Source organism: Streptomyces goshikiensis (assembly GCF_014650555.1).
In the GTDB taxonomy this organism is placed as follows: Bacteria; Actinomycetota; Actinomycetes; order Streptomycetales; family Streptomycetaceae; genus Streptomyces; species Streptomyces goshikiensis.
On sequence record NZ_BMVE01000009.1, the window covers coordinates 46741 to 68546 of the forward strand.

At 73.9% G+C, this 21806-nt stretch carries 22 protein-coding genes; 9 read left to right on the forward strand and 13 right to left on the reverse strand.

Going from position 1 to position 21806, the window contains the following annotated elements; all coding sequences use genetic code 11:
- The first annotated feature begins 120 nt into the window (after positions 1 to 120).
- A complete protein-coding gene (locus IE248_RS24360; RefSeq protein WP_229895486.1) occupies positions 121 to 420 on the forward strand; it encodes a hypothetical protein in 300 nt (99 codons plus the stop codon).
- A gap of 21 nt (positions 421 to 441) precedes the next feature.
- Here IE248_RS24360 and IE248_RS24365 read toward each other — a convergent pair whose 3' ends face one another.
- Positions 442 to 975: a PM0498 family protein gene (locus tag IE248_RS24365; RefSeq protein ID WP_190031669.1), complete on the reverse strand. Its 534-nt coding sequence runs from the start codon at positions 973 to 975 to the stop codon at positions 442 to 444.
- A gap of 248 nt (positions 976 to 1223) precedes the next feature.
- Between IE248_RS24365 and IE248_RS24370 the strand changes: the two genes are divergently transcribed.
- Positions 1224 to 2321 carry a MerR family transcriptional regulator gene (locus IE248_RS24370; RefSeq protein ID WP_190031810.1) on the forward strand — a complete coding sequence of 366 codons (1098 nt, stop codon included), beginning with the start codon at positions 1224 to 1226 and terminating at the stop codon, positions 2319 to 2321.
- 51 nt (positions 2322 to 2372) lie between these two features.
- Complete coding sequence (locus IE248_RS24375) at positions 2373 to 2828, forward strand: hypothetical protein (protein WP_190031670.1); 456 nt, start codon at positions 2373 to 2375, stop codon at positions 2826 to 2828.
- 22 nt (positions 2829 to 2850) lie between these two features.
- Here the strand turns inward: IE248_RS24375 and IE248_RS24380 are convergent, their stop codons facing one another.
- The 12 genes from IE248_RS24380 to IE248_RS24435 form a co-directional block, all read right to left on the reverse strand.
- Positions 2851 to 3183 (reverse strand): hypothetical protein, encoded by a 333-nt coding sequence (locus IE248_RS24380; RefSeq protein WP_073794792.1) that lies wholly within the window; start codon positions 3181 to 3183, stop codon positions 2851 to 2853.
- Entirely contained in the window at positions 3180 to 3620 is a 441-nt protein-coding gene (locus IE248_RS24385; RefSeq protein ID WP_190031671.1) for a MerR family transcriptional regulator, read from the reverse strand. Before IE248_RS24385 ends, IE248_RS24380 begins: the two co-directional genes overlap by 4 nt.
- A gap of 76 nt (positions 3621 to 3696) precedes the next feature.
- Positions 3697 to 4998: a histidine--tRNA ligase gene (gene hisS / locus IE248_RS24390; RefSeq protein ID WP_008740639.1), complete on the reverse strand. Its 1302-nt coding sequence runs from the start codon at positions 4996 to 4998 to the stop codon at positions 3697 to 3699.
- 102 nt (positions 4999 to 5100) lie between these two features.
- Positions 5101 to 5847 carry a YggS family pyridoxal phosphate-dependent enzyme gene (locus tag IE248_RS24395; RefSeq protein WP_373301612.1) on the reverse strand — a complete coding sequence of 249 codons (747 nt, stop codon included), beginning with the start codon at positions 5845 to 5847 and terminating at the stop codon, positions 5101 to 5103.
- Between the two features lie 73 nt (positions 5848 to 5920).
- Positions 5921 to 7030: a DegT/DnrJ/EryC1/StrS family aminotransferase gene (locus IE248_RS24400; RefSeq protein ID WP_190031672.1), complete on the reverse strand. Its 1110-nt coding sequence runs from the start codon at positions 7028 to 7030 to the stop codon at positions 5921 to 5923.
- A complete protein-coding gene (locus tag IE248_RS24405) occupies positions 7027 to 8274 on the reverse strand; it encodes a pyridoxal phosphate-dependent aminotransferase (RefSeq protein ID WP_268254102.1) in 1248 nt (415 codons plus the stop codon). The genes IE248_RS24400 and IE248_RS24405 overlap by 4 nt, the downstream gene beginning before the upstream one ends.
- Complete coding sequence (locus tag IE248_RS24410; RefSeq protein WP_190031673.1) at positions 8271 to 9119, reverse strand: class I SAM-dependent methyltransferase; 849 nt, start codon at positions 9117 to 9119, stop codon at positions 8271 to 8273. Before IE248_RS24410 ends, IE248_RS24405 begins: the two co-directional genes overlap by 4 nt.
- Positions 9116 to 10324 (reverse strand): DapH/DapD/GlmU-related protein, encoded by a 1209-nt coding sequence (locus IE248_RS24415; protein WP_037792396.1) that lies wholly within the window; start codon positions 10322 to 10324, stop codon positions 9116 to 9118. The genes IE248_RS24410 and IE248_RS24415 overlap by 4 nt, the downstream gene beginning before the upstream one ends.
- Positions 10321 to 11748 carry a pentapeptide repeat-containing protein gene (locus IE248_RS24420; protein WP_100582191.1) on the reverse strand — a complete coding sequence of 476 codons (1428 nt, stop codon included), beginning with the start codon at positions 11746 to 11748 and terminating at the stop codon, positions 10321 to 10323. Before IE248_RS24420 ends, IE248_RS24415 begins: the two co-directional genes overlap by 4 nt.
- Before the next feature lie 9 nt (positions 11749 to 11757).
- Positions 11758 to 12747 carry a sugar phosphate isomerase/epimerase family protein gene (locus tag IE248_RS24425; RefSeq protein WP_190031674.1) on the reverse strand — a complete coding sequence of 330 codons (990 nt, stop codon included), beginning with the start codon at positions 12745 to 12747 and terminating at the stop codon, positions 11758 to 11760.
- Positions 12744 to 14366, reverse strand: a complete 1623-nt coding sequence (locus IE248_RS24430) for a class I adenylate-forming enzyme family protein (RefSeq protein ID WP_190031675.1) — start codon at positions 14364 to 14366, stop codon at positions 12744 to 12746. Before IE248_RS24430 ends, IE248_RS24425 begins: the two co-directional genes overlap by 4 nt.
- Positions 14363 to 15301: a nucleoside-diphosphate kinase gene (locus IE248_RS24435; RefSeq protein ID WP_190031676.1), complete on the reverse strand. Its 939-nt coding sequence runs from the start codon at positions 15299 to 15301 to the stop codon at positions 14363 to 14365. The genes IE248_RS24430 and IE248_RS24435 overlap by 4 nt, the downstream gene beginning before the upstream one ends.
- 584 nt (positions 15302 to 15885) lie before the next feature.
- Between IE248_RS24435 and IE248_RS24440 the strand changes: the two genes are divergently transcribed.
- Genes IE248_RS24440 through IE248_RS24465 form a run of 6 tightly spaced genes read left to right on the forward strand, consistent with a single transcriptional unit; the run spans position 15886 to position 21791 of the window.
- Positions 15886 to 17106, forward strand: a complete 1221-nt coding sequence (locus IE248_RS24440) for a M16 family metallopeptidase (RefSeq protein ID WP_159032058.1) — start codon at positions 15886 to 15888, stop codon at positions 17104 to 17106.
- A gap of 5 nt (positions 17107 to 17111) precedes the next feature.
- On the forward strand, positions 17112 to 18044 hold the full coding sequence (locus IE248_RS24445) for a hypothetical protein (RefSeq protein WP_190031677.1): 933 nt from the start codon (positions 17112 to 17114) through the stop codon (positions 18042 to 18044).
- Positions 18041 to 19210: a hypothetical protein gene (locus tag IE248_RS24450; RefSeq protein ID WP_190031678.1), complete on the forward strand. Its 1170-nt coding sequence runs from the start codon at positions 18041 to 18043 to the stop codon at positions 19208 to 19210. The genes IE248_RS24445 and IE248_RS24450 overlap by 4 nt, the downstream gene beginning before the upstream one ends.
- A 3-nt stretch (positions 19211 to 19213) precedes the next feature.
- Complete coding sequence (locus IE248_RS24455) at positions 19214 to 20152, forward strand: ABC transporter ATP-binding protein (protein WP_008741305.1); 939 nt, start codon at positions 19214 to 19216, stop codon at positions 20150 to 20152.
- 11 nt (positions 20153 to 20163) lie between these two features.
- Complete coding sequence (locus tag IE248_RS24460; protein ID WP_158071260.1) at positions 20164 to 20904, forward strand: ABC transporter permease; 741 nt, start codon at positions 20164 to 20166, stop codon at positions 20902 to 20904.
- Positions 20901 to 21791, forward strand: coding sequence for an ABC transporter permease (locus tag IE248_RS24465; protein ID WP_037793026.1), 891 nt, complete (start codon positions 20901 to 20903; stop codon positions 21789 to 21791). The genes IE248_RS24460 and IE248_RS24465 overlap by 4 nt, the downstream gene beginning before the upstream one ends.
- The last annotated feature ends 15 nt before the right edge of the window (positions 21792 to 21806 follow it).

Consider the following 21806-nt stretch of genomic DNA (forward strand, 5'->3'; position numbering starts at 1 on the left):
CGTCTGCGTTCGGCGTCTTCAGGCCAGGCCCTTCGCCAAGGCTTGTCCCGTAGCGCGACAGCGCCGGCGGCTAACATGCCGAGGGGTACCGATCTTGGGGGACCAGTGGGTCGCAGCAGCATGCCGATAGAGAACTCGGGCGACACCGAGCTCTGTCTCTTCATCGAGCCGTACTGCGAGGACTACTGGATGAAGCCAGGGGAGGCACTCACAGTCCGTTCTGAGGCGGAGGGCGTCGATGTCTGGTTCGACACCTACATCTCGAAGGGCTGCGTCACCGTGTGGCTCTATGAGGACGGCGACCCGTACAAGATCGTTGGCGACTACGTGGTCGTCGATGCGAGCGGTACTCGGCTGGATTCCGGACATCAAAGGCCCCGCGGCCAGCGCTGGTCGGCCGGCGGCCCGATAATCGACTGACGCCGGCCAGCCTCCCTTGTGTCATCCACTCGGCGAGGCCGTGTCGATGACGATCACCTTCTCCAGCGTGTACCTGTCCAGGTCCGGATGATGCTGTTGCTGGCCTGCGCGGATGCGGTGGAAACGGAAAGTGCCGTTGCTGGTATGTGCGCTGACGATGCATCGGATCTGAAGTGGAGGTTCGGCTGAACGGCCGAGACGGCAGATGTGCAGGGCCAGAGCGAGGCCCTGGGCCAGCAGCAGCCTTTGATCGGCCTCGGCGATGACGGGCTCACCGTCATCCAGGAGGTCGACGGTCACGGGCACGAAGTCCTCAAGGTGGAAGCTGTTGACGCTGCACTCCCACGCGGTGAGGTCGATGAAGCCTCCGGGTCCGCTGTCGCGCAGGTGACGGACGGTATCGGTCAGCACCACGGCGTCCCCGTGGAGGGTGATGCCGTTGGCCGTGAGATCACGGAGGCCGGCTGCCAGTCCCTGTGGTGGCTGTGTGGGCGTGAGTCCTGCCCATGCGCCGAGGAGGGCCGCCGCCGCATCGTTCATCTGCACTGTAAGCACGGGGCAACGATCCCTCAGGGGCCCAGGAGGGCGGGAAGCAGGGCCGCTTCCACGGTCTTGGTGCGGCCTTGGGGCCAGCGGAACAGTCAGTGTCGGTGAGAGTGACGGCGCCGTGTCGCTGACGAGCCGCAGGACGGGATGCGGTGGGGCGAGCTCGCCGAGTTGCATTGCTGCCGCCGTGAGTTGAGGTCCTTGACCCTCACGTGGCGTCAGGCCGCACAGTCGGTGCCGTGGAAGATCACTGGACCGTGGGACGCGTTGCCGAGCTCGCCGGCGTGAGCGTCCGCACGCTGCATCACTATGACGAGATCGGGCTCGTGCGTCCGTCGGCGCGGACCGCGGCCGGGTACCGGGCCTACTCGGCGGGCGACGTGGAGCGGCTCAGGGAGGTGCTGGCCTACCGGCGGCTGGGCTTCGCTCTGCGGGAGGTCGCGGAACTGGTGGGCGACCCGTCCACCGACGCGGTCGCGCACCTGCGCCGGCTGCGCGGCCTGCTGGTGGAGCGGCGTGATCGCGCCGACGCCATGGTGGCCGCCATCGACAGGGAACTTGTGGCGCGAGCGAAGGGACTGAAGGTGACCCCGGAGGAGCAACTGGACATGCTCGGTGCACGGCTGTACGACGCGATCGGCGGCGCCTACACCGCGACACGGCGCACCGAACCGCGGATCGCCGCCCAGATCTGGGACGCGCTCGGGGACGCGCGGACGGTGCTGAACGTCGGGGCCGGCACCGGCTCCTACGAGCCCGCGGACCGCGAGGTGACCGCGGTGGAGCCGTCGGCGGTCATGCGGGGGCAGCGGCCTGCCGGTTCGGCGCCGTGCGTGGCCGCCGCCGCGGAGAGCCTGCCGTTCGAGGACCACTCCTTCGACGTCGCGATGGCCGTCTCCACCGTTCACCACTGGGGGGATCCGATGGCGGGGCTGCGCGAGATGCGGCGTGTGGCCCGCCGCGTCGTGGTGCTCACGTTCGACACCGACGAGCCGGGATGGCAGGACCGGTTCTGGCTCACCCGCGACTACCTGCCCGAGTTCGCCGCCGTCCTCTCGGGATTTCCCTCGCTTGCGGGGATGGCCGGTGCGATCGGCGGCCGCGCCGAGCCGGTGCCCATCCCGTGGGACTGCGCTGACGGCCTGTTCGAGGCGTACTGGCGCCGACCGGGGGCGTATCTGGAGGATCACGTGCGCCGTGCGGTGTCGGTGTGGACGAGGGTCGGGCCGGAGGCCGAGCAGCGGGCGCTGCGATGCCTCGGCGACGACCTCGACTCCGGCCGGTGGGCCGAGCGCAACAGCGACCTCGCCGACCTCGACGCGGCAGATCTGGGCCTGCGGCTGCTCACGGCTTGAACGGACGCCGGCCTGCGGTCCGTACGGACTCGGTGGGGCATGATGTGGATCATGACGCATCCTTCCCTGCCGACCACCGAGTCGGTCGTCGTCGCGATACGGGCCGTCGCGGCGGAGTACCGGCGGGCCGTGGAGGTCACCGACGACATCGGCGCCGACCAGACGTCGCGGAGGACTTCCGCGGCGCTGTTCACCGCCGTCGATCCCGGCGGGTCGCTGCCGCACGAGGCGTTCGTGGAGCTGGGGGGCAGCCCGGCGGTCAGTGTGCGGGTCTTCCCCGAGGACGACGCGAAGATCACCGTGGACGGGGTGGAGTTCCACGACGTCCCGCGGGATGCCGTCCCTGCGTTCCTGACCGCCCTCTACAGCGGACTCGCCTTCGTGAAGGGACGGTTCTTCCCGCCGGGGTACTGGCTCGTCGTCCCCCTGCCCGGCGACGAGACGTACAAGGAGCTCATCGCGGGCAGCATGCTCACGCCCTGGCTCTCCGGCCGCGTCCGCCGCTAGGTCGCCGAGAGGGGCAGGCGCCTCAGGCCGCCGACCACGGGACGTGGCAGGTGTGGGGGGCCGTCCCCTCCGGGCACAGGGCCTCGATCACCGCCTTGCGCAGGGACCGCCGTGTGCGCAGGGAACACAGCAGGCGGACCCGCAGCTCGATCGGCTGTCGCGCGCCGCTGCTCTGCCCCGGGTGTTCCACCGCCCACTGCGCCGCCAGGAAGTCGTACGCGTCGGCGGCCGGCCGCTCGCTCATCGTGGTGATGCGGGCGCCGCGGGAGGCCACGGCGTCCTCGACGAGGGACCTGACCCGGGCCAGGCCCTCGGCGTCCGCGTACAGGCCGAACGTCAGCTTGCGCCGCCTCATGCCGCCAGCTCCGTGAACCAGGGGTGGACGGGGGCGAGCGTGGACGACGCGGGCCAGCCGTTGACCGTTGCCAGGAGCAGCCAGTAGCGCTCCACGAGCGGGTCGTCGCCGGCGGCCACGGCCTCGTCGAGGCGCTCGCGCACCGCTCGGTCGATGGCGTCCTGGAGCGTACCGGCGTCGCACCGTGCGAGTTCCTCCGCCTGGGCGTCGGCCGTCCGCCGGACCGCCGTACGGAAGTCCGCGCTCCGGCAGAGTTCCGCGAGCTCCACCCACGCCTCGACCTGCTCGGGCGCCGGATCGTCCGGCAGCTCGGGCAGGACGGACCGCATCAGGGCCGCGAATCCCGCCGGGCTGCGGTCGGTGAACCGGATTGTCTTCACCGGTAGTCCCGACCGCCGGGACAACTCACCGATGGAATAGAGCGTTTCGCTGTCCATGTCCGCAGTCTGCCCTCTCCTCCCACGGGAGACGCGGGCCCCGCCCCCCGGGCGGGGCCCGCGCGTACGCCGGGGGTCAGGCTCCCGCGGGCGCCAGGCGCTCCGTGAGGTGGGCGACCACATCGGCCAGGGCGATCTCGTGCTGCGCGGCGCCCTTGAGGTCCCGCAGGACCACGGCCTGGCGCTGCCACTCGTCGCGGCCGACGATGACCGCGAACCCGGCGCCGCTGCGGTCGGCGCGGGAGAGCTCCTTGCCCAGCTTGCGCGGCTCCAGGGTGGTCGAGGTGCGGATCCCCGCCTGCCGGAGCGTGCGGGCGACCTCGCGGGAGGCCGGGATCAGCTCGTCGTCGACGGGGATGACGGCGACGTCGACCTCGTTCTTGGCCTCGGGCAGCAGGCCGTGGGTGTCGAGGAAGTCGTGCAGGGTGACATCGCCCATGCCGAAGCCGATGCCGGGGATGCGCTGGTTGGTGAAGAGGCCGGCCAGGTCGCCGTAGCGGCCGCCGCCGAAGAGCGAGCGGTTGTTCTCCGGGGAGAGGTCGAACACCTCGAAGACGGTGGAGGTGTAGTACTGGAGGCCGCGCACGATGAACGGGTCGAAGACGAAGAGGTCCTTGGCCTCGCTCTTCATCACCTGGGCCAGCGGGGAGGCTTCCCGGACCTCGTCGGGGAGGTCGGGCAGCACCTCTGCGCCGGAGCGCAGGGTGGACTCCAGGAGGTCGAACATCCGGCCGTCGACGCCGAACTCCGCGGCGTCCTCGCGCAGCTTCTCGGCCGGCACCTTCTCCCACCGGTCGATGAGGGCCATGGTCTGCTGGTGCGCGCTCTCCGGCACCTTCACCACATCGCGCAGGATGCTGTTGAGGATGGCCCGGTCGCCCACCCGCAGCACCCACATGTCGCGGGTCGCGCCGAGCGAGCCCATCACGTCGTGGATGAGGTCGAAGATCTCGATCTCGCAGTTCGGGCTGTCGGACCCGAAGATGTCCACGTTGAGCTGCCAGTGCTCACGGGTGCGGCCGCGCTGCGGACGCTCGTAGCGGTGGCAGTTGACGTGGCTGTACCAGCGCACCGGGAACTGGAGGCTGCCGGCGTTGGCGGCGATCATACGGGCGACCGAGGGGGTCATCTCCGGGCGCAGCGCGATCCGGCGGCCGCCCCGGTCGGTGAGGGAGTACAGCTGCTGGTTCGCGATCTCCTGGCCGGACTTGGCCTCGTAGATCTCCGCGGACTCCAGGATCGGGCCGTCGTACCGTCCGTAGCCGTAACGCTCCACCGTCTCGTACAGATGGCCGAACACCTGCTGCCGTACGGACATCTCGGCAGGGAGGAAATCCCTGGTGCCTCGGTAGGGAGCGGTGGGCAGCAGACGACTCACGGAGGGGCTCCTATGGGGTGACGCGAAACAGCTGACAGTGTAACAAGGGGTGCTGACGTGACGTCAGGGTGATCGGCGGGCGGACCGGGGCCCGGCGGGGCCTCAGTGTGGCAGGGGCGCGGGCGGGCGGTGGCCGAGGATGGCCGAACCCACCCGGACGTGCGTCGCGCCCGCGGCGATCGCGGCCTCCAGGTCGCCGCTCATGCCGGCCGACATCACCACGGCCCCCGGATGCTCGCCGAGCAGCCGCTCCCGTACCGGCCGCAGCCGGGCGAACGCCTCGCCGGCCGGCTCCTGCGGCGGGGCCACCGCCATCACACCGGCCACCGTGAGCCCGGGGCGGCCGGCGATGAGCGCGGCGAGCCGGAGCACCTCGTCGGGGTGGGCGCCGCCGCGGCCCGCAGTGCCGTCCAGGCTCACCTGGATCAGACAGCGCAGCTCCCGCCCGGCCCGCCCGGCCCGCTCGGCGGCCTTGCCGAGGGCGGACACCAGGGAGGCACGGTCCACGGAGTGCACCATGTCGGCGTAACGGGCCACCGACAGAGCCTTGTTGCTCTGGAGCTGCCCGATGAAGTGCCAGGACAGGGCCGGCGCGAGCCCGGCGCAGGCCGCTGCCTTGGCGGACGCCTGCTGGTCCTGGTTCTCGCCCACGTCGCGCACGCCGAGCCCGGCCAGCAGGCGGACGTCCTCGGCGGGCCAGGTCTTGGTGACGGTGATCAGGGTGATTTCGGTGTGGTCGCGTCCGGCCGCCCGGGCGGCGTCGGCTATCCGCTCGCGGACGGCGGCCAGCCGCCCGGCCAGGAACGCCCGCCGGGCCTCCCGGGCCTCCCGGTCTCCCCGGGCCTCCAAGTCCGCCCGGTCCTCCCGGGATTGCCCGGGGGCGGGGTGCAGGGGTGTCGTCACGGTCGGTCCTTCTCGTTCGCTAGTCGGGCAGGCCGGTCAGGGCCTCGGCCACCCGGTCGGCCTGTTCCTCGGTCAGCGCGGCGAACAGCGGTACCGAGACGGTGCTGTCCACGACGCGTTCGGCCACCGGGTACTCCCGCGGCTCCAGGCCCAGCTGCCGGTGCAGCAGGTGCCGGGCGGGGATCAGGGGGTCAGCCGCGATGCCCGCGGCGCGCAGGTGGCCGATCCACCGCTGCTGCTGGGCGCGGCCGGCGGCCCGCAGGCAGTAGCGGTAGGGCACCTGGCCGGGGGCCAGCCCCGGCGGGGGCGCGACGTGCGGCGGCAGGGCCGCGGTGTAGCGGGCGGCGACGGCGCGGCGGTGCGCGGCGATCTCGTCGAGGCGGCGGAACTGGCTGAGCGCCAGGGCGGCCGCCGGATCGGAGAGGCGGTGGTTGAACCTCGGCGCGTAGACCTCGCGGGCGCCCGGGTCCTGGTAGCCGCGGACGTGGTCGCGGGCCGCGGGGTCGCGCTGGAGCAGCATCCCGCCCTCACCGGCGGCGATCACCTTGGTCGCGTAGAAGGAGAACACCGAGGCGTCCCCGATGGCGCCGAGGGGGCGGCCCCGCTCGTCGCGGCCGCCGAGGCTCTGGCAGCAGTCCTCCACCAGCAGCGCGGTCTTGGGGCGCAGGGCGTCCAGATCCGCCGGGTGGCCGTGGGTGTGTACGGCGATGACGGCGTCGATGGGGTGCGCCGGGTCGAGCCGTCCGGGATCGATGCCGAGGGTCCGCTCGGTGACGTCCACGACCAGCGGGGTGCAGCCGGCGGCCAGTACGGCGTCCAGCAGGGCGGAGCAGCCGTAGGTGGGGACGGCGACGGTGGCGCCGTTGTCCCCGAGCCCGGCGCCGCGCAGCGCCAGCGTCAGCCCCGCGGTGCCCGACGAGACGGCGGAGGCGTGCAGGGGGTGGAAGCGCTCGGCGAAGGCCGCTTCGAGGGCCGCGGTCCGGGGGCCGGTGGCGAGCCAGCCGGAGCGCAGGGCCTCGGTCACGGCGGCGATGTCGTCCTCGGTGACGAGCGGCCCGTTGTGGGGGACGGAAACGGGGACGGAATCGGGGGCGGGTACGGGTACGGGGGGTACGGGGGCGGGGGTCATGCCAGGCCCTCCTTCAGCCGGTCCAGCGCCTCGCGCAGTACGGTCTCGCGTTTGCAGAACGCGAAGCGGACGTAGCGCCGCCCGGCGTCCGGGTCGGCGTAGAAGACCTGCTGGGGGATGGCGGCGACGCCGGCGCGGCCGGGCAGCGCACGGCAGAATTCCATCCCGTCCCGCTCGCCGAGGGGGGTGATGTCGGCGGTGATGAAGTACGTGCCCTGCGGCGGCCGCACGCCGAAGCCGAGCGCGCGCAGCCCGTCGGTCATCAGGTCCCGGCGTCGGCGCAGGGAGTCCGTGGCGGCGGTGAAGTACTCCTCGGGGAGGCGCAGCGCCTCGGCCACGGCGTACTGGAAGGGCGTGCCGGCGGCGAAGGAGAGGTGCTGCTTGACCTCGCGGACGGCGGTGACCAGATCGGCGGGGCCGCTCGCCCAGCCGACCTTCCAGCCGGTGAAGGAGAAGGACTTGCCGGCGGAGGAGAGGGTGACGGTGCGCTCGAACATGCCGGGCAGGGCCGCGATGGGCTGGTGGACGCCGTCGAACACCAGGTGCTCGTAGACCTCGTCGGAGATGACCAGGAGGTCGTGGGCCCGGGCCAGCGCGGCCACCTCGTGGAGCTGCCCGGGGGTGAGGACCGCGCCGGTCGGGTTGTGGGGCGTGTTGAGCAGCAGGACCCGGGTGCGCCCGGTGATCGCGGCGGCCAGGTCCCGGGTGTCCAGGGTGAAGTCGGGTGCCCGCAGCCGGACCGGCACCAGGGTGGCGCCGGCCAGGGTGGCGCAGGCGGCGTAGGAGTCGTAGAAGGGCTCCAGGGCCACGACCTCGTCGCCGGGCGAGGTCAGCGCGAGCAGCGCGGCGGCCAGCGCCTCGGAGGCACCGGTGGTGACGACGGTCTCCCGGTCGGGATCGATGTCCAGGCCGTAGCGCCGCCGCTGGTGGTCGGCGATGGCGCGGCGCAGGGCGGGGAGCCCGGGGACGGGCGGGTACTGGTGGTGGCCGGCGCGCAGCGCGCGGACGGCGGCCTCGACGACGGAGTCGGGGCCCGCGGTGTCGGGGAAGCCCTGGCCGAGGTTGACGGCGTCGTACCGCTCGGCCAGGGCCGACATCTCGGCGAAGACGTTGTGCCCGTGCGCGGCGAGGCGGCCGCGGCGCGCGGGGGCGGCAAGGGCGGCAGGGACCGCAGAGTCCGCAGGCGCGGCAGCCGTGCCGCAGCGCCCGCCGCTGCCGGGCGGGTGCTGCCGGTGTCCTGTCACGACCGGTCACCGGCGGCGGCCGCTTCGGCCTCCGGCCGGTGGATCTCCAGCAGGGCGAAGCGGTGGAGCATCTGGCTGCCGTTGAGGTAGACCAGCGCCGGGTCCGCGCCGGCCTCGGGGTGCGCGTCGGGGTCGGGCACGGTGTGCGAGCGCAGCGGGTCCTGGGACTGCCGGGCGCGGGGTGCGGTGGGCAGGTAGCGGTGGAAGGCGTGCCCCAGTCCGGCCGCGTCCAGCAGCCGGCCGACGGTCTGCACGGAGAACTGGTTCCACCCGGGCAGCCACTCCGGGTCGCTGTCCGAATGGCGCAGCCGGATGACGACGTCCACCGGTTCGGGGTTGAACAGCCCGAAGACGTAGGCGCGCCCACCGGGTGCGGTCAGGCGCAGCAGTGCGTCGATCCACTGCTGGGGGTCGTCGAAGTGGCTGTGCAGGGCGACCATGAACACGGTGGTGAACGGCCCGGCGGGCAGGGTGTCGGGGCGCAGCACGTCGCCGGTCAGGAAGCGGGCGCCGGGCACCCGCAGCCGGGCCTGCTCGATCAGCGTGGGCTGGAGGTCCACGCAGGTCAGGTCGGTGCCGGGATGGCGGCCGAGGAGGTAGTGGGCGAACGCTCCGGCCGCGCAGCCCACTTCGCACACCGGCCCGTCCGGGTGGTCCCGCAGCCAGGGCTCGGCGTGGTCGACGACGAAGGGGAAGTAGTGCGGGTGCTCGCTGTCCACGGGGCGGTCGGCGTAGCGCAGGTCCAGATTGCGGGGGCCGCCGGCCGGCCCGGGCAGGGCCGTGTGCTGCGGCATGGTGGTGTGGGGCGTGGTGGTGTGGGGTGCCTGGCGGGGGGTGCTGGTCATCGGCCGTTCCCGGTGGTGGTGGGCTTGGAGGTGAGCGCGGCCAGCCGGGCGAATCCCTCGACGGGCAGGCTGCGGAAGGGCAGTTGGTCGCCGCAGGGCAGGGCGTTGCGCCGCAGGAAGTCGCGCAGGTCGTGGCCGACCTCGTCGAGACCGCCGGTGAGCCGCCCGGAGCGCAGTTCGAACAGGGCGCGGCTGCGGCTGGTCCAGGGACGCAGGTCGGGGCGGTCGTCCACGGCGAGCAGGTGGAATCCGCGCCGGTGGGCCGCGTTGGCGTGGGCGTGGACGGCGTCGAGGCAGGTGTCCTCGGTGACCAGCAGCACGCGGTGGCGGCCCTCGACGTCGATGCCGCCGTCGGGGGTGCGCTCGGCGCCGAGGCCCTTCCACTGGAGCTCGGCGATCCATTCGTCGAGCAGGGCGTCCACGCGCCGGTGGGCCTCCTCGTCCTCGGGGGGCCGCGGCTCCAGGGTGCGTTTGACGGCGGCGGGCACGCCGCCCGCCAGTACTCCGGCGGGCAGGTCGCGGCTGACGACGCTGCCTGCGGCGATGATGGTGTCGGCGCCGATGGTCACCCCGGGGAGCACGGTGGCGTGGTAGGCGAGCCAGACGTTGCGCTCGATGCGCACGGGCGCGAAGGTCGCCGGGTAGCCGTCCAGGAGCCGGTGACCGAAGTGGAACCCATGGGTCCAGATGGTCAGGTGGGAGCCGGAGCCGACCTGGTCGCCCAGGATGATCGGGTGGTTGGCGTTGAGGATGCTGTGCGGTCCGATCGCCACCCGGGCACCCAGGACGACGTGCGAGGTGGAGGCGGTGGTGCCGCCGTAGCCGACGCTGGTGCCCTGACCGAGGTACAGCAGCCGGTCGGCCTGGAAGGAGCGGCAGGTGACGTGCGTACCGGATTCGATGCGCCCGCCGCCCTCGACCTCGAAGGCGTCGGCGACGAGCACGGTGACCGAGGCCTGGAGCTCGGTCGCGTCCCCCAGGAAGAGGGTGCCGGCGCGCAGGTCGCAGTCCTCGCCGATGGTGACGCCGTCGCCCAGCGTCAGGGTGTCCGCGGCCAGCACGGCACGGGCGCCGATCGTCACGTCGCGGCCGATGAGGACGTTGGAGCCGAGCCAGGCACGCACGCCCGGCCCGACCGTCGCTCCGGCCTCGATCAGCCGGCGCCGGCCGGCCGAGCCGTCGTCGGGGGTCTGGTCGATGGTCACGTCGACCCCTTGCGGCCCTTCGCCAGCGCGGCGCCGAGGTTCTCGACGAAGGCGGCGAACTCGGTCGCGGCCGGTCCGCCGTCGCGCTCCAGGGCTTCGGCGAGGCCCGGACAGCGGTCGGTGAACACCGGTGCCTTCACACCCGTCAGGGAGGCGCCGGTGACGACGGTCTTCACCCAGGTGGACTGGTACATGCCGGCGCCGTCGAGCCGGGCGCCGGACAGGTCGGACTGGCTGAACCGGCTGTACGCGCAGTTGGCGCCCACCAGCCCGGCCTCGCGCAGGTCGGCGGCGATGTAGGCCTGGACGAGGGTGGCACCGTCCAGGACGGCACGGCGCAGGCTCATGCCGCGCGGCGGATCACCGGTGATCATGGCGCGGTAGAGGTTCGCGTGGCGCAGGTTGGCCCGGGCGAGGCTGGAGTCGCGCACCGTGAGGCAGCGGCCGAGGAAGGTGCTCATCTCGGCGTCGGACAGGTCGCTCTCCACGATGTGGAGGTTCTCGCCGCGGGCGGCGGTGAGGATCGCGCCGCGCAGACTGCTCTCCACGATGCTGCCGTTGCTCAGCGAAGCCCCGCCGAGGCGGACCTGCGGCAGGGTGCAGCGCGTCCAGCGGGCACCGGTGAGCTGGGCGCCGCTGAAGTCCGCGGCGGTGACGGTGAGGTCGGTGAAGTCGGCGTCGGGTGCCTTGAGCCCGGCCGCCCGCCACTCGTGCGCCTGGACGCCGGTGAGCCGCAGCTGCGGCAGCCCCGCGTCGGCGAGCACCAGGCCGTCGGCAGCGGTGAGCCGCTGGAGGGCCAGGCCGTGACCGGCCACCGAGCGCAGCGAGGTGTCGCGGAGGCTGGACTTGGTGACGGAGAGCTGGTCGACGCAGGAGCCGTCCAGGGCGGCGGAGTCCAGCAGGCATTCGCTGATCAGCGCGCCCTGGAGGTTCATGTTGCGCATCGAGGCGTCGGACAGGTCGCACTGGTAGAACGAGGAGCCGGACAGGTGGCCGTCGTCCAGGTGGGTGCCGCGCATGCTGCACCCGTGGAAGAGCGTGCCGGTGGCGTCCCGCAGCCCGGTCAGGTCGGCGCCGTCGAAGACGCAGGTCTGGGCGGCCAGGGCGTGGACGTAGGCGGAGCGCAGGCTGGCTCCGGTGAGGTTGGTGCGTTCCATCCCCGGGCAGACCATGCTGACTTCGGAGAGGTCGGCCTCCTGGAGGCGGGTGCCGTGCAGCAGCGCCCGGTTGAGGGTGGCGCGGCGCAGGTCGACCCGGCGCAGGTCGAGGTTGCTCAGGTCGGCCTCGGTCAGGTCCATGCCGCGGCCGGTGGTGTCGATCAGGCCCTGGGTGACTTCGGAGACGTGCTTGAGCAGCGCGGGGCGCAGTTCCTCGTCGGCGGCGGCCAGGTGCCGCAGTAGTTCCAGCGCGGTGGTGTCGGGCATCGGGGCTCCTCAGGTGTGGGCGGGACGGGGAGGTCCGGTGGGCGCGGTCCGGGCGGGCTCGCCCGGCGTACGAAGGGCAGGGCCGCCCGGCGTACGAGCGGCAGGGCCGCCGGGGGTACGAGGGCCGGCGCTGTCCGGCGTACGAGCGGCAGGGCCGTCCGGTGTGGGGCGGTCCGGCCTGCGGTGGCCGATCAGGGCGCGGATCCACCGGCTGATCTGCTCGGGCCCCGGGTCGCCGGGCGCCGGGGGCCGGTGCTCCAGGACGACGGCGGGGGCGCCGGTGAGGTCGAGCAGCTCGGGCAGCAGCTCGGCCAGCGGCAGGTAGCCGTCGGCGGCCGACTGGCCGGCGTGGGCGGGCTCGTGGCCGTGCTCGGGGTAGCGCGCGCTGGTGGTGTTGTAGAGGTGCATGCTGCGCACGACCGGGCCCAGGGCGCGGGCGTAGCCGAGCGGCCCGTGCTCCGGGCCGAGCAGGTGCGCATGGCCGACGTCGAGGCAGAGCCCCAGCTCCGGGCGCCCGGCGAGCGCGTCGCGGTAGTGCTCCGCGGTGTGCAGCAGCGGGTGGGCGGAGAGGTTCTCCACCAGGACGGGGACCCCGTGCTCGCGCGCCAGCCCGCAGGCGGCGTCGAGGAAGTCGCGGCACCAGCTGTCGAACCCCGCGAGCGGGTAGGGCGGGTAGGGGCTCGGGAAGTGCACCACCACGTGGAGCGCGCCGAGGTCGGCCGCGCAGCGGACGGTGGCCTCGGTCAGCCGCAGCGCGGTCGCCGCCTCGTCCGGGTCGGGACCGGTGGGCGCGAACCGGCGCAGCGGGCTCGGCTCGTCGTAGGGGACGGGCGTGTGCAGCGCGGGCCGGATGCCGTGGCGGGCGCAGAACCGCTCGATCGCGGCGAGCATCGACCGGGGGTAGTTGTAGAACTCGACGACCTCGGGCTCGTAGGCGAGCAGCCCCGTCAGATCGGTGCGGTCGGCCAGCACACCGGTGGAGACGCCCAGCAGGGTCATGCCGCACCTCCCGGTGCTGCGGCGGCCGCCTCGGCGAGGCGCGCGGCCGCCGCCCGGTCGGTCTTGCCGGTGCGTCCCAGCGGGGGCTGCTCGACGCGGTGCACGCGCTCGGGCACCTTGTGGGCCTCCAGCCGGAGCCGCCCGTGGGCCCGCAGCTCCTCCTCGGCGGGCATCCGGCCCGCGCGCGGTACGAAGAGCAGGTGCAGGCGCTCGCCCAACAGCGCGTCCGGGACACCGACGGCCACGCACGCGGCGCAGTCGGGGTGATCGGCGTACGCGGCCTCCACCTCCAGTGGGGAGATCTTCGCGCCGCCGCGCACGATGAGCTGCTTGGCGCGCCCGACGAGTTCCACCCGGCCGTCCGGCGGCCGGTGCCGGGCGAGGTCGCCGGTGCGCAGCCAGCGGCCGGCCATTGTGGCGGCGGTGGCGGCGGGGTCGTCGAGGTAGCCGGTCATCAGATGGGGCGTACGGAGCCAGAGTTCACCGGCCGCACCGGGTTCGGCGTCGGCACCGGGGGCGCCGGGGGCGCCGTCCACGGGCACGATGCGGTACTCCACGCCGGGGGAGGGGCGCCCGATGGTGCCCGCCTCCTCGTCGTAGCGGTCGGGGGTGAGGATGAAGTCGGAGGTGGCGCTCTCGCTCAGCCCGAAGACGTCGGCGATCCCGGCGTGCGGCAGCAGGGCCCGCATCCCGCGGCCGAGGCCGGCCGGCAGGGGTTCGCCGCCGCAGATCCAGGTGCCGGGGGAGCCCGCCGCGGCGAGCCCCGCCGCCAGGGCGGTCCCGTCCGGGGAGTCGAGCTCGCGGCGGATCAGGCGCAGCATGCTGGGGACGACGGCGGTCCGGTCGACGGTCCGCCGCGCGAGGAGCTCCAGCACCCGGCGGGCCCGGAAGCGCGGGGTGAGCAGCAGGGTGCCGCCGGTCGCGAGGGTGAGCAGCGAGGTCCACTGCCCGAAGCTGAAGTTGAGGTGCAGCAGGTGCAGGGCGGTCTGGCCCTCGCCGAACGGCAGCGTCCGGGCGATCGCCTGGAGCTTGGTGTACAGGGCGCGGTGGGAGAGCACCACGCCCTTGGGGCGGCCGGTGGAGCCGGAGGTGAAGACCACCAAGGCCTGCTCGGCGTCCAGTTCGGCCGGCGGGACCGGCGGGCTGCTGGGGGCGCCGTCATGGACGACTTCGCCGATCCAGGGGTGGCCGGCCGGGCCGGTGGCGTCCTCCCAGGCCGCGGGGCGGTGGCGGGGGTCGCCGAGCAGGAACCGGGCGCCGACGCGTTCGGCGGTGGCGCGCAGCACCAGCGCGGGGGAGTCCCGGTGCACCGGCACCACGACCGCCCCGGCGGACCAGGCGGCGAGTTCGCACACGAGGTCCCCGCACCGGTTGTCCACCGCGACGAGAACGGGTTCCCCGCGCCGCAGGCCGGCCGAGGTCAGGGCGGCGGCGAGGGCGCGGCCCCGCTCGCCGAGTTCGCGGTAGCCGAGGACGTCCTCCCCGTCGTCGAGGGCGACGCGGTCCGCGAAGCGCGCGCAGGCCAGTTCGAGGAGCGCGTCGAGCCGCTGGGTGGCGCCCGCCAGGGGAGCGGCGGGGGCGCCGGCCGGGGCGCCGGTCAGGGTGGCGGGGGTGGTCACGCGGGCACCTTCCGGACGGACGGCCGCCGGTCCCCGGGCATCTCGTCTCCGCGCAGTCCGTCCCCGGCGGGGTAGCGGAAGTCCTCGTCCAGGGCGCGGATGACGGTGCGCAGGCCGGTGTCCCACAGCGAATCCGCGTAGCCCTGGCACTCCGCGAGGGTGCCGGCGGCCAGCGGGAACTCGGCGTGGTGCAGCGAAGTGAAGATCACCTCGAAGGCCTGCGGGAAGTCGATGCCGGGCAGGGCGGCCATCACGGCGGCGACCAGGTTGTCGAAGGAGAGCTGGTTGGGCGAGCGGGTGACGCAGACGACGTGGTCGCGCGGCCCGTCCGCGCGCCGCGGAGCCTCGTACAGGGGCGGATAGGTGGGGCGCCAGACGCAGGAGGCGGGGTCGCGCCACATCGGTTCGACGACCGCGCGCAGCGCCTCGGGGTCGCGCCAGCGCGGGGGCAGCGAGATGCCGGGCGGGTAGGCCTGGGTGACGTCCTCGTAGTCCCCGAAGTCGGTGCCGGCCAGCAGGGCCCGGCAGTCGGGGCAGTGCTGCCCGAAGACGGAGAGCTGGAGCGCGAACTCCTCCCAGTGGTCCGGGGTGTGGACCACGTTGGCCCACACGCCGAGGCGGTAGGCGGCGCGCGCCTTGCGCTTGACGGCGGCGGCCGTCTCCACGGTGTCCTCGCCCCCGCGGACGACGATCACCTCCATGGGCCGGTGCGCGTACCAGAGGTCGAGGGTGAGGTGCTCCAGCGGGTTCTCGCTGCGCCGCATGTCGGCGAAGGCCCGGCGGATGTCGTCCTCGTCCAACAGGATCCGGTGGTGGCACAGGACGGTCAGTCCGGCCTCCCGCACCGTGTCGAGGACGTACGGCTGGAGGTGGCGCGAGACCCCGTCCGGCTTGATCAGGAGCAGGGAGTGCTGGCTCTCCAACAGGCGTTCCAACTGATTCCCCTCACATTCGCGTGCTTGTCACAGCGAGATTGACACGAAATGAGCGACTGAGTCAATAAAGCTAGTCAAGTTGCCTTCGTGTGGGTGAGGCGGTCGCCAACCTTCAGGAGTACATGGGAGGTTGTGGCTGCTCGGCCTCTTGTGGAGTCGCTCGGAAGCAATATTGACAGGGGGGCTTGACTCGCGGGTCTAGATCATGGTCATATCGCTTCACCGCAAGGGAACGAACACCTTGCGGGGCATCACACCCAATGAAGGAGAGTCATCATGACCCGTAACCACGCTGTCGGCATGCGTCCCCGCCTCGACAAGATCAAGGTCCGCTCGGGCAAGTAAGCACGCCGAGTGCCGGGCTGCCGCCGGATCACCTCCGGCGGCAGCCCGGCCGCCGCATTTCCGGGCCCTTGACGGTCCCAGCGAGCGGGGCCGCATCCGGCCCCGCTCCCGGCCGTGTTCGCAGCTCTCCCCTCCGGCCGTGCGCGCGCGCCCGGTACCGGGCGCGCCCCGGCGGATTCGGGGTGGGACCGAACGCGGCCCCACCCCGCCCGCACCGCGCAGCGACGGAGACCTCCCCCGTGACCGAACAGCTCCTGACGCAGAACGTCCCCGTACTGGTGGACCACACCCCCGGCAGCCGCACCACCACCGTGTGCGTCGCCGTCGGATCGGGTGCCCGGCACGACCCCGAGGGAGTCGCCGGCGCCACGCACATGCTCGAACACCTCGTCATGTCGTGCCCGCTGGACGGCGGCCCGTCGCTGAGCGAGCGCGTCGAACGGCTCGGCGGCACCTGCAACGCCCTCACCAGCCCCGAACTCCTGGTGATCCACGCCCAGGTCCTCAACGAGGACGCGCCGGAGGTCATCGGCTGGATCGGCGCGTCCCTGCTCCGCCCCGAACTGACCGCCGCCCACCTGGACCGCGAGCGCCAGGTCGTCCTCCAGGAACTGAGCGCGGCGGCCTCCGACCCCGCCGACGCCGTCCAGGACGCCTTCCTGGCCCGGCTGTTCGACGGCCACCCCCTCGGATCGCCGGTCGGCGGCGACCCCGAGAGCATCGCCCGCATCACGGTGGACGTCATGCGCGACGCCCACCGCCAGGCCCTGGCCGGCGCACCCGTCGCGGTGAGCGCCGTCGGCGGACTGCCGGCGACGGAACTGCTCGCCGCCCTCGACAAGGCGGGCATCGGCGCCCTCCCGGCCGCGGCGCCGCTCGGCGCGCGCCCGCCGCAGACCCCGCCGCCGGTCCGTACCGGGATCCCGGAGCGCTGGCCCGACGAGTTCTGCTGGCTGCAGGCCGGCAGCCGGGCGCCCCACCTCGGCGATCCGCGCCGCCACGCCTACAACGTGCTGGGGCACCTGATGGGCTCCAGCCCCGCGTCCCTGCTCTACGCGCGCATCCGCAACGACGAGGCGCTCGCCTACTCCTTCCAGTCCTGGTCCCGCAGCTACAGCGACACCGGCGCCTGGCGGATGCTGGCCGGCGCCGAGCCCGCCAACGCCCCCCGCGTCCTGGAAGCCTTCCGCTCGCTGCTCGCCGAGATCGCCTCGGACGGGCCGGGCGAGGAGGCCTTCTCGGCAGCCGTCCGGCAGGCCGTGGTGGAGGTCGTGCTGCGCGCCGAGTCCCAGCAGGAGGCCGCGATCGCGCTGGCCGTCGACCGGGCACTGGCGGCCGAGGTCACCCTGCCCGAGCAGGAGATCGAGGCCCTCGGCCGGGTCACCGCCGCCGAGGTCGCCGCCGCGGCGGCCGACGTGGCGCGCGAACTGGTCGCCGTGGTCCGCCCCGAGGCGGCCTGACCCCGATGCCGACGACCCCTCCCGAAGCCCAACCGCCCGCCCCTGCCCCGGCGTCCGCGCCCGTCTCGGCGGATGCCGGCGCGCTGAGCGCTTCCGCCGAGTACCTGGCCGCCGCCGACGAGGCGGGGCTGCTGCACCGCAGCGAAGGGCTGGTCTACGTGGCCGGCGCCTACCGCGAGCCGCTCACCGGAGTCGAGCAGTGCCTGGTGGAGCACGCCGACCCACAACTGCTGCGCGCGGCGCCGGACTTCCTCGAAGCGCTCTTCGCCCGCTTCCCGGAATGCACCGAGGCGATCGTCCGGGTGCCCGGCGCCGACGACCCGCACCCCGTACTCACCCCGCATCTCAGCTACCTGGCGCTGCCCGCCGCGGCGAGCGGCAGCGCCCCCGAGGGCGCGCCGGCCCCGGGGCTGACGGTCGCCCCGGACGAGGCCCGCGCACACGACGCCGCCGTCCACGACTGGCTGCGCCGGGCCATGGAGACCGCGGCCGCCGGCCGGGGCCTGAGCACCCTGCCGGAGGCGGTCCGCGCCGCCGTGGACGACCTGCTGGACTCTCCCGGCCGCCGCACCTTCGTCGTGTACGCCGACGGCCGCGACCAGCCGGTCGGCCACGCCACCCTCTCCGTCGACGCCCACGACGACCCCAGCGGAACGGACTTCGTGGACCTCGTCGACATCCTCATCGACGACCCCGCGCTGCGCCCCGCCGCGATCGCGGCCCTGGTGCGGGCCTGTGCCCGGGTGGCGGACGGCCTCGGGCTGCCGCTGCTCGGCAACGTCTGCCACGGCCTCGACGAGGCCGGCCGCAGCGGGGCCGTGGTCACGGCCCTGGAGGCCCGCGGCTGGCGCCGCACCCATCAGTACCGCCACGCGCCCCGCCCCAGCGCCGGCCCCCGCGCCGAGGCCGCATCCCAGGACCAGGAAGAGACCCCGTGAAACCACCGACCCATTCCCCCTTCCCCCTCAGCCTCGGCCTGCTGTACGAGCTGCTGGACGTCGACCCCGAGCTCCCTCCCCGGTACCTGCTGCGCCGGGCGCGCCAGGAGGGCGCCGTCGTGTCGACCCTGGTGCTCTCCCTGGCCGAGCGCGAGGGGCTGGCCCTGGGCGAAGGCGCCCGCGGCGAGCTGGCCCGGATGACCCGGCGGTCCGACCTCTACCGGGAACTGGAGGCGGCGGTCCGCGCGGTACCCGGGGCGCGCACCGTCAAGGGCCCCTCCCTGGCCCGCCACTACCCGGCCGGTCTGCTCCGTGCGATCGGCGACCTCGACGTCGTCGTCCCCGACGAGGCGGCGCTGTGGCGGGTGCTGGCCGAGGTGCTCGACCGCCGGGAGGCGGGCGAGGCCCTGATGACGGAGCTGCACGAGGGCGGCCGGCGGGACCTGCTGGTCTCCGTGTGGTGGCTCGGCGAGGACCCGATGCTCGACCTCGACCGCGGCGTGGAGGTGACCACCTTCGCCTACGGCGGACTGCCCGAGCGGGCGGTGCCGCTGCGGCCCGAGCTGCCCGCCGAGCAGGTGTACGCCGATGTGCTCGCGGTGGCGGAGGAGCGCTTCCAGCGCGAGTTCGGCCTCAAGGACGTACTGGACCTGGTCTTCGTCCTCACCTCGCCCGCGGCCCCCGACCCGGCCGCCCTGGTCCGGGCCGCCGCCGACTACGCGCTGGCGCCGGAGCTGGAGGAGCTGTGCGCCAAGGCCGCCGGCCACCCGGCCCTGGCCTGCGCCGTCCCCGCGGAGCTGACGGACGGGCTGCGCGAGCCCGCCCGCCTCGAACGCGCCCGCCGGGCCGCCGCCGGCCCCGCCGCCGAGGAGCCCCGCCACTACGGCTTCCAGCTCACCGAACCGCTGCGGCGCGGCGCCGGGGACGCGGCCGAGGACCACGACTTCGGCGGGGTGCTGCTCCGGCGCACCCCGGTCGCGGACTTCCTGCTGGTCTCCGGTGAACTCGTCGACCCCGCCGACCACGAGGCGGCGCTGGCCGCGCTGTCCGCGCTCGCCCCGTGGCAGGAGCGTCCGGCCCCGGCCGTGGCCCCCGCCCCGGCGCCGTCCCCCCGGGCACCCGTTCACGCGGCCGCCGGCGCCGTCCCCGCCGACAGTGGGAGCTGAGCCATGGCGATCGTCGACGTACAGGAACTCGGCCGGGTGTTCACCCCCCGCCGGGGCGCCGGGGTCACCGCCCTGGACGGGGTGACCCTCAGCATCGGGGAGGGGGAGGTGCTCGGTCTGCTCGGCCCGAACGGCGCCGGCAAGACCACCCTCTCCCGCATCCTGACCACCCTGCTGCTGCCCACCTCCGGCACCGCCCGGATCGGCGGCTACGACGTGGTGCGCCAGTCCAAGGAGGTCCGCCGCCTGATCGGCCTGGTCCTGGGCGGCGACCGCGGCCTCTACGGACGGCTGACGGCGCGCCAGAACCTGCTGTACTGGGGCGCCCTCCAGGGCCTCGGCAGCAGGACCGCCCGGCAGCGCACCGAGGAGATGCTGGAGCGCTTCGGGCTGGGCGCCCGCGCGGACGACCGCGTCGAGCTGTTCTCCCGCGGCATGGTGCAGCGGGTCCACCTCGCCCGGGCCCTCCTCAGCCGCCCCCCGCTGCTGATCATGGACGAGCCCACCAACGGCATGGACCCGCACGCCGGGGCCGGCTTCCGCGAGCTCGTCCACGAGCTGAAGGGGGCGGGCTGCACCATCGTCCTGACCACCCACGACATGCACGAGGCCCAGGACGTCTGCACCCGCATCGCCCTCATCGACCACGGCCGCATCCTGCGCATCGGTGCCGCCGGAGAGCTGCTGGCCCGCATCGGCGCACCCCGCACCATCCGCGCCGAGGGCGTGACGGCGGAGGCCGCCGCGCGGATCGCGGAGCTGCCCGGCACCGTAGAGGTGACCGAGCAGGGCAGTCTCACCGCCCGGCTCGACGGCGCGCAGGCCCAGTCCGCGGCGCTGGCCGTGCTGGTGGAGACGCGGGCCACCGAGATCGCGGTGGCGCCGCCCGGGCTCACCGAGCTGTACCGCACGGTCATCACCGACCGGGAGTTCGCGCTCTGATGCTCCATTTCATGCGCGCCCAGGCACAGATGCTGATGCGGTCGCCCCAGCTCTTCGCCACCCTCGTGGTGATCCCGTTCTACTCGCTGGTCTTCTTCCACTTCCTCAAGGCCCACCACCAGGGCGAGCTGGCCACCACCACGGCCCTCACCGCCTTCCTGATGGGCGCCTGGTCCCACGCGGTGTTCGTGGCCTCGCAGGCGGTGGACGACGACCGGGCCCAGGGCACCCTGAGCCTCTCCCTGCTGACCCCGACCCGCTACCTGCTGGCGCTGGCGACCCGGACCCTGCTCACCACCTCGCTCGCACTGCCGGTGCTCGGCGAGATGTTCCTCGTCGGCCGCTGGGTGTTCGGGCTGCCGATCCGGGTGGAACGCCCGGGGCTCACCCTGCTGGTCGCGGCGCTCGTGACGGCCGGAGTCGCGGCCACCGCGCTGCTGATGAGCGGCCTGATGATCCTCGTCCGCGCCGCCCGCAGCCTCCAGAACGCCCTGACCTACCCCTTCTACCTGCTGGGCGGACTGATCCTGCCGATCGCGACGCTCCCCGAACCGCTGCGGTGGATCGCCCGGGGCTTCTTCCTCTCCTGGGGCGCGCAACTGCTCCGGGACGCCGCCGCCGGGCCGGTGCCCGAACTCGGCGCCCGGCTGGCCGTGCTGTGCGCCCTGGTCGCCCTCCAGATGGCCGCCGGGCTGTGGGCCGTCCGGCGGGTGCTGTCCTTCGTACGCAGTGGACGGGTGGTTCTCCAATGACCGAGCTCGCTCCCGAACGCCTCCCCGGTCGCGTTCCCGGCCGCCCGCGCGGCGACCTCGCCCCGGATCCGCTCTCCGGGCGGCGCGCCTCGCCGCTCGTCCGGCTGCGCGCCGCCGCCCGCCAGGTCGCCTACGGCGCGCTGGCCAGCTTCCAGGACTACCGCGCGATGTTCACGCTGCGGACCTGGCTGTTCGGCTGGACCGTACGCCTGATCTGCCAGGTGCTGTTCTTCGCCAGCCTGGGCCGGCTGGTGGGCTCGCCCTCCGCCGAGGCCTACCTCGCGTTCGGCAACGCCGCGATCCTCGGGCCGCTCGGCTCGCTCGGCGTGGTCTCCTCCACCGTCGGCGAACGGGTCTCCGGCACCCTGGAGTTCCTGCTCCTCAGCCGGGGCAGCACCTTCCTGGTGCTGGCATCGCGGGGTCTGCACTGGATGGCGGACGGTCTGCTGACCTCGACCATCGCCCTGTGCGTGGTCTCCCCGCTGCTGGGGGTGCCGCTGCACTGGGCGGCGTTGCCGGCGATCCTCGCCGTGCTCTGCCTGAGCACGGTCTCCTGCTACTGCCTGGCCCTGTGCATGACCAGCATCAGCGTGCGCAGGCCCGGCTCCCGGATGTACCTGACCGCCGGCACCACCATCGTGCTGATGCTGCTCGCCGGGGTCACCACGGCGGTGCCGCAGGCCGGCGCCGCGGGTCTGCTGGCCCGGATCCTGCCGCTCACCCACGGCCTGTCGGCGGCGCGGACGCTGGCCGCCGGCGGCCCGCTCGACCTGGGCGCGGTGGCCGGTGAGGCGGCCGTGGCGGCGGGCTGGGGGCTGCTGGCCTGGCTGCTGCTGACCAGAGCGCTGCGGCACACCGTCCGCACCGGATCACTGTCATTGCGCTGAGCGCGCTCCCAGGGG

Bases quoted from the DNA above. Each gene is read 5' to 3' on its own strand.
- IE248_RS24410 (WP_190031673.1), bottom strand. From the start codon at position 9,119: ATGACCAGCACCCCCCGCCAGGCACCCCACACCACCACGCCCCACACC.
- IE248_RS24445 (WP_190031677.1), top strand. From the start codon at position 17,112: ATGCCGACGACCCCTCCCGAAGCCCAACCGCCCGCCCCTGCCCCGGCG.
- IE248_RS24400 (WP_190031672.1), bottom strand. From the start codon at position 7,030: ATGACCCCCGCCCCCGTACCCCCCGTACCCGTACCCGCCCCCGATTCC.
- IE248_RS24360 (WP_229895486.1), top strand. From the start codon at position 121: ATGCCGATAGAGAACTCGGGCGACACCGAGCTCTGTCTCTTCATCGAG.
- IE248_RS24380 (WP_073794792.1), bottom strand. From the start codon at position 3,183: ATGAGGCGGCGCAAGCTGACGTTCGGCCTGTACGCGGACGCCGAGGGC.
- IE248_RS24465 (WP_037793026.1), top strand. From the start codon at position 20,901: ATGACCGAGCTCGCTCCCGAACGCCTCCCCGGTCGCGTTCCCGGCCGC.
- IE248_RS24420 (WP_100582191.1), bottom strand. From the start codon at position 11,748: ATGCCCGACACCACCGCGCTGGAACTACTGCGGCACCTGGCCGCCGCC.
- IE248_RS24425 (WP_190031674.1), bottom strand. From the start codon at position 12,747: ATGACCCTGCTGGGCGTCTCCACCGGTGTGCTGGCCGACCGCACCGAT.
- IE248_RS24460 (WP_158071260.1), top strand. From the start codon at position 20,164: ATGCGCGCCCAGGCACAGATGCTGATGCGGTCGCCCCAGCTCTTCGCC.
- IE248_RS24385 (WP_190031671.1), bottom strand. From the start codon at position 3,620: ATGGACAGCGAAACGCTCTATTCCATCGGTGAGTTGTCCCGGCGGTCG.
- IE248_RS24455 (WP_008741305.1), top strand. From the start codon at position 19,214: ATGGCGATCGTCGACGTACAGGAACTCGGCCGGGTGTTCACCCCCCGC.
- IE248_RS24375 (WP_190031670.1), top strand. From the start codon at position 2,373: ATGACGCATCCTTCCCTGCCGACCACCGAGTCGGTCGTCGTCGCGATA.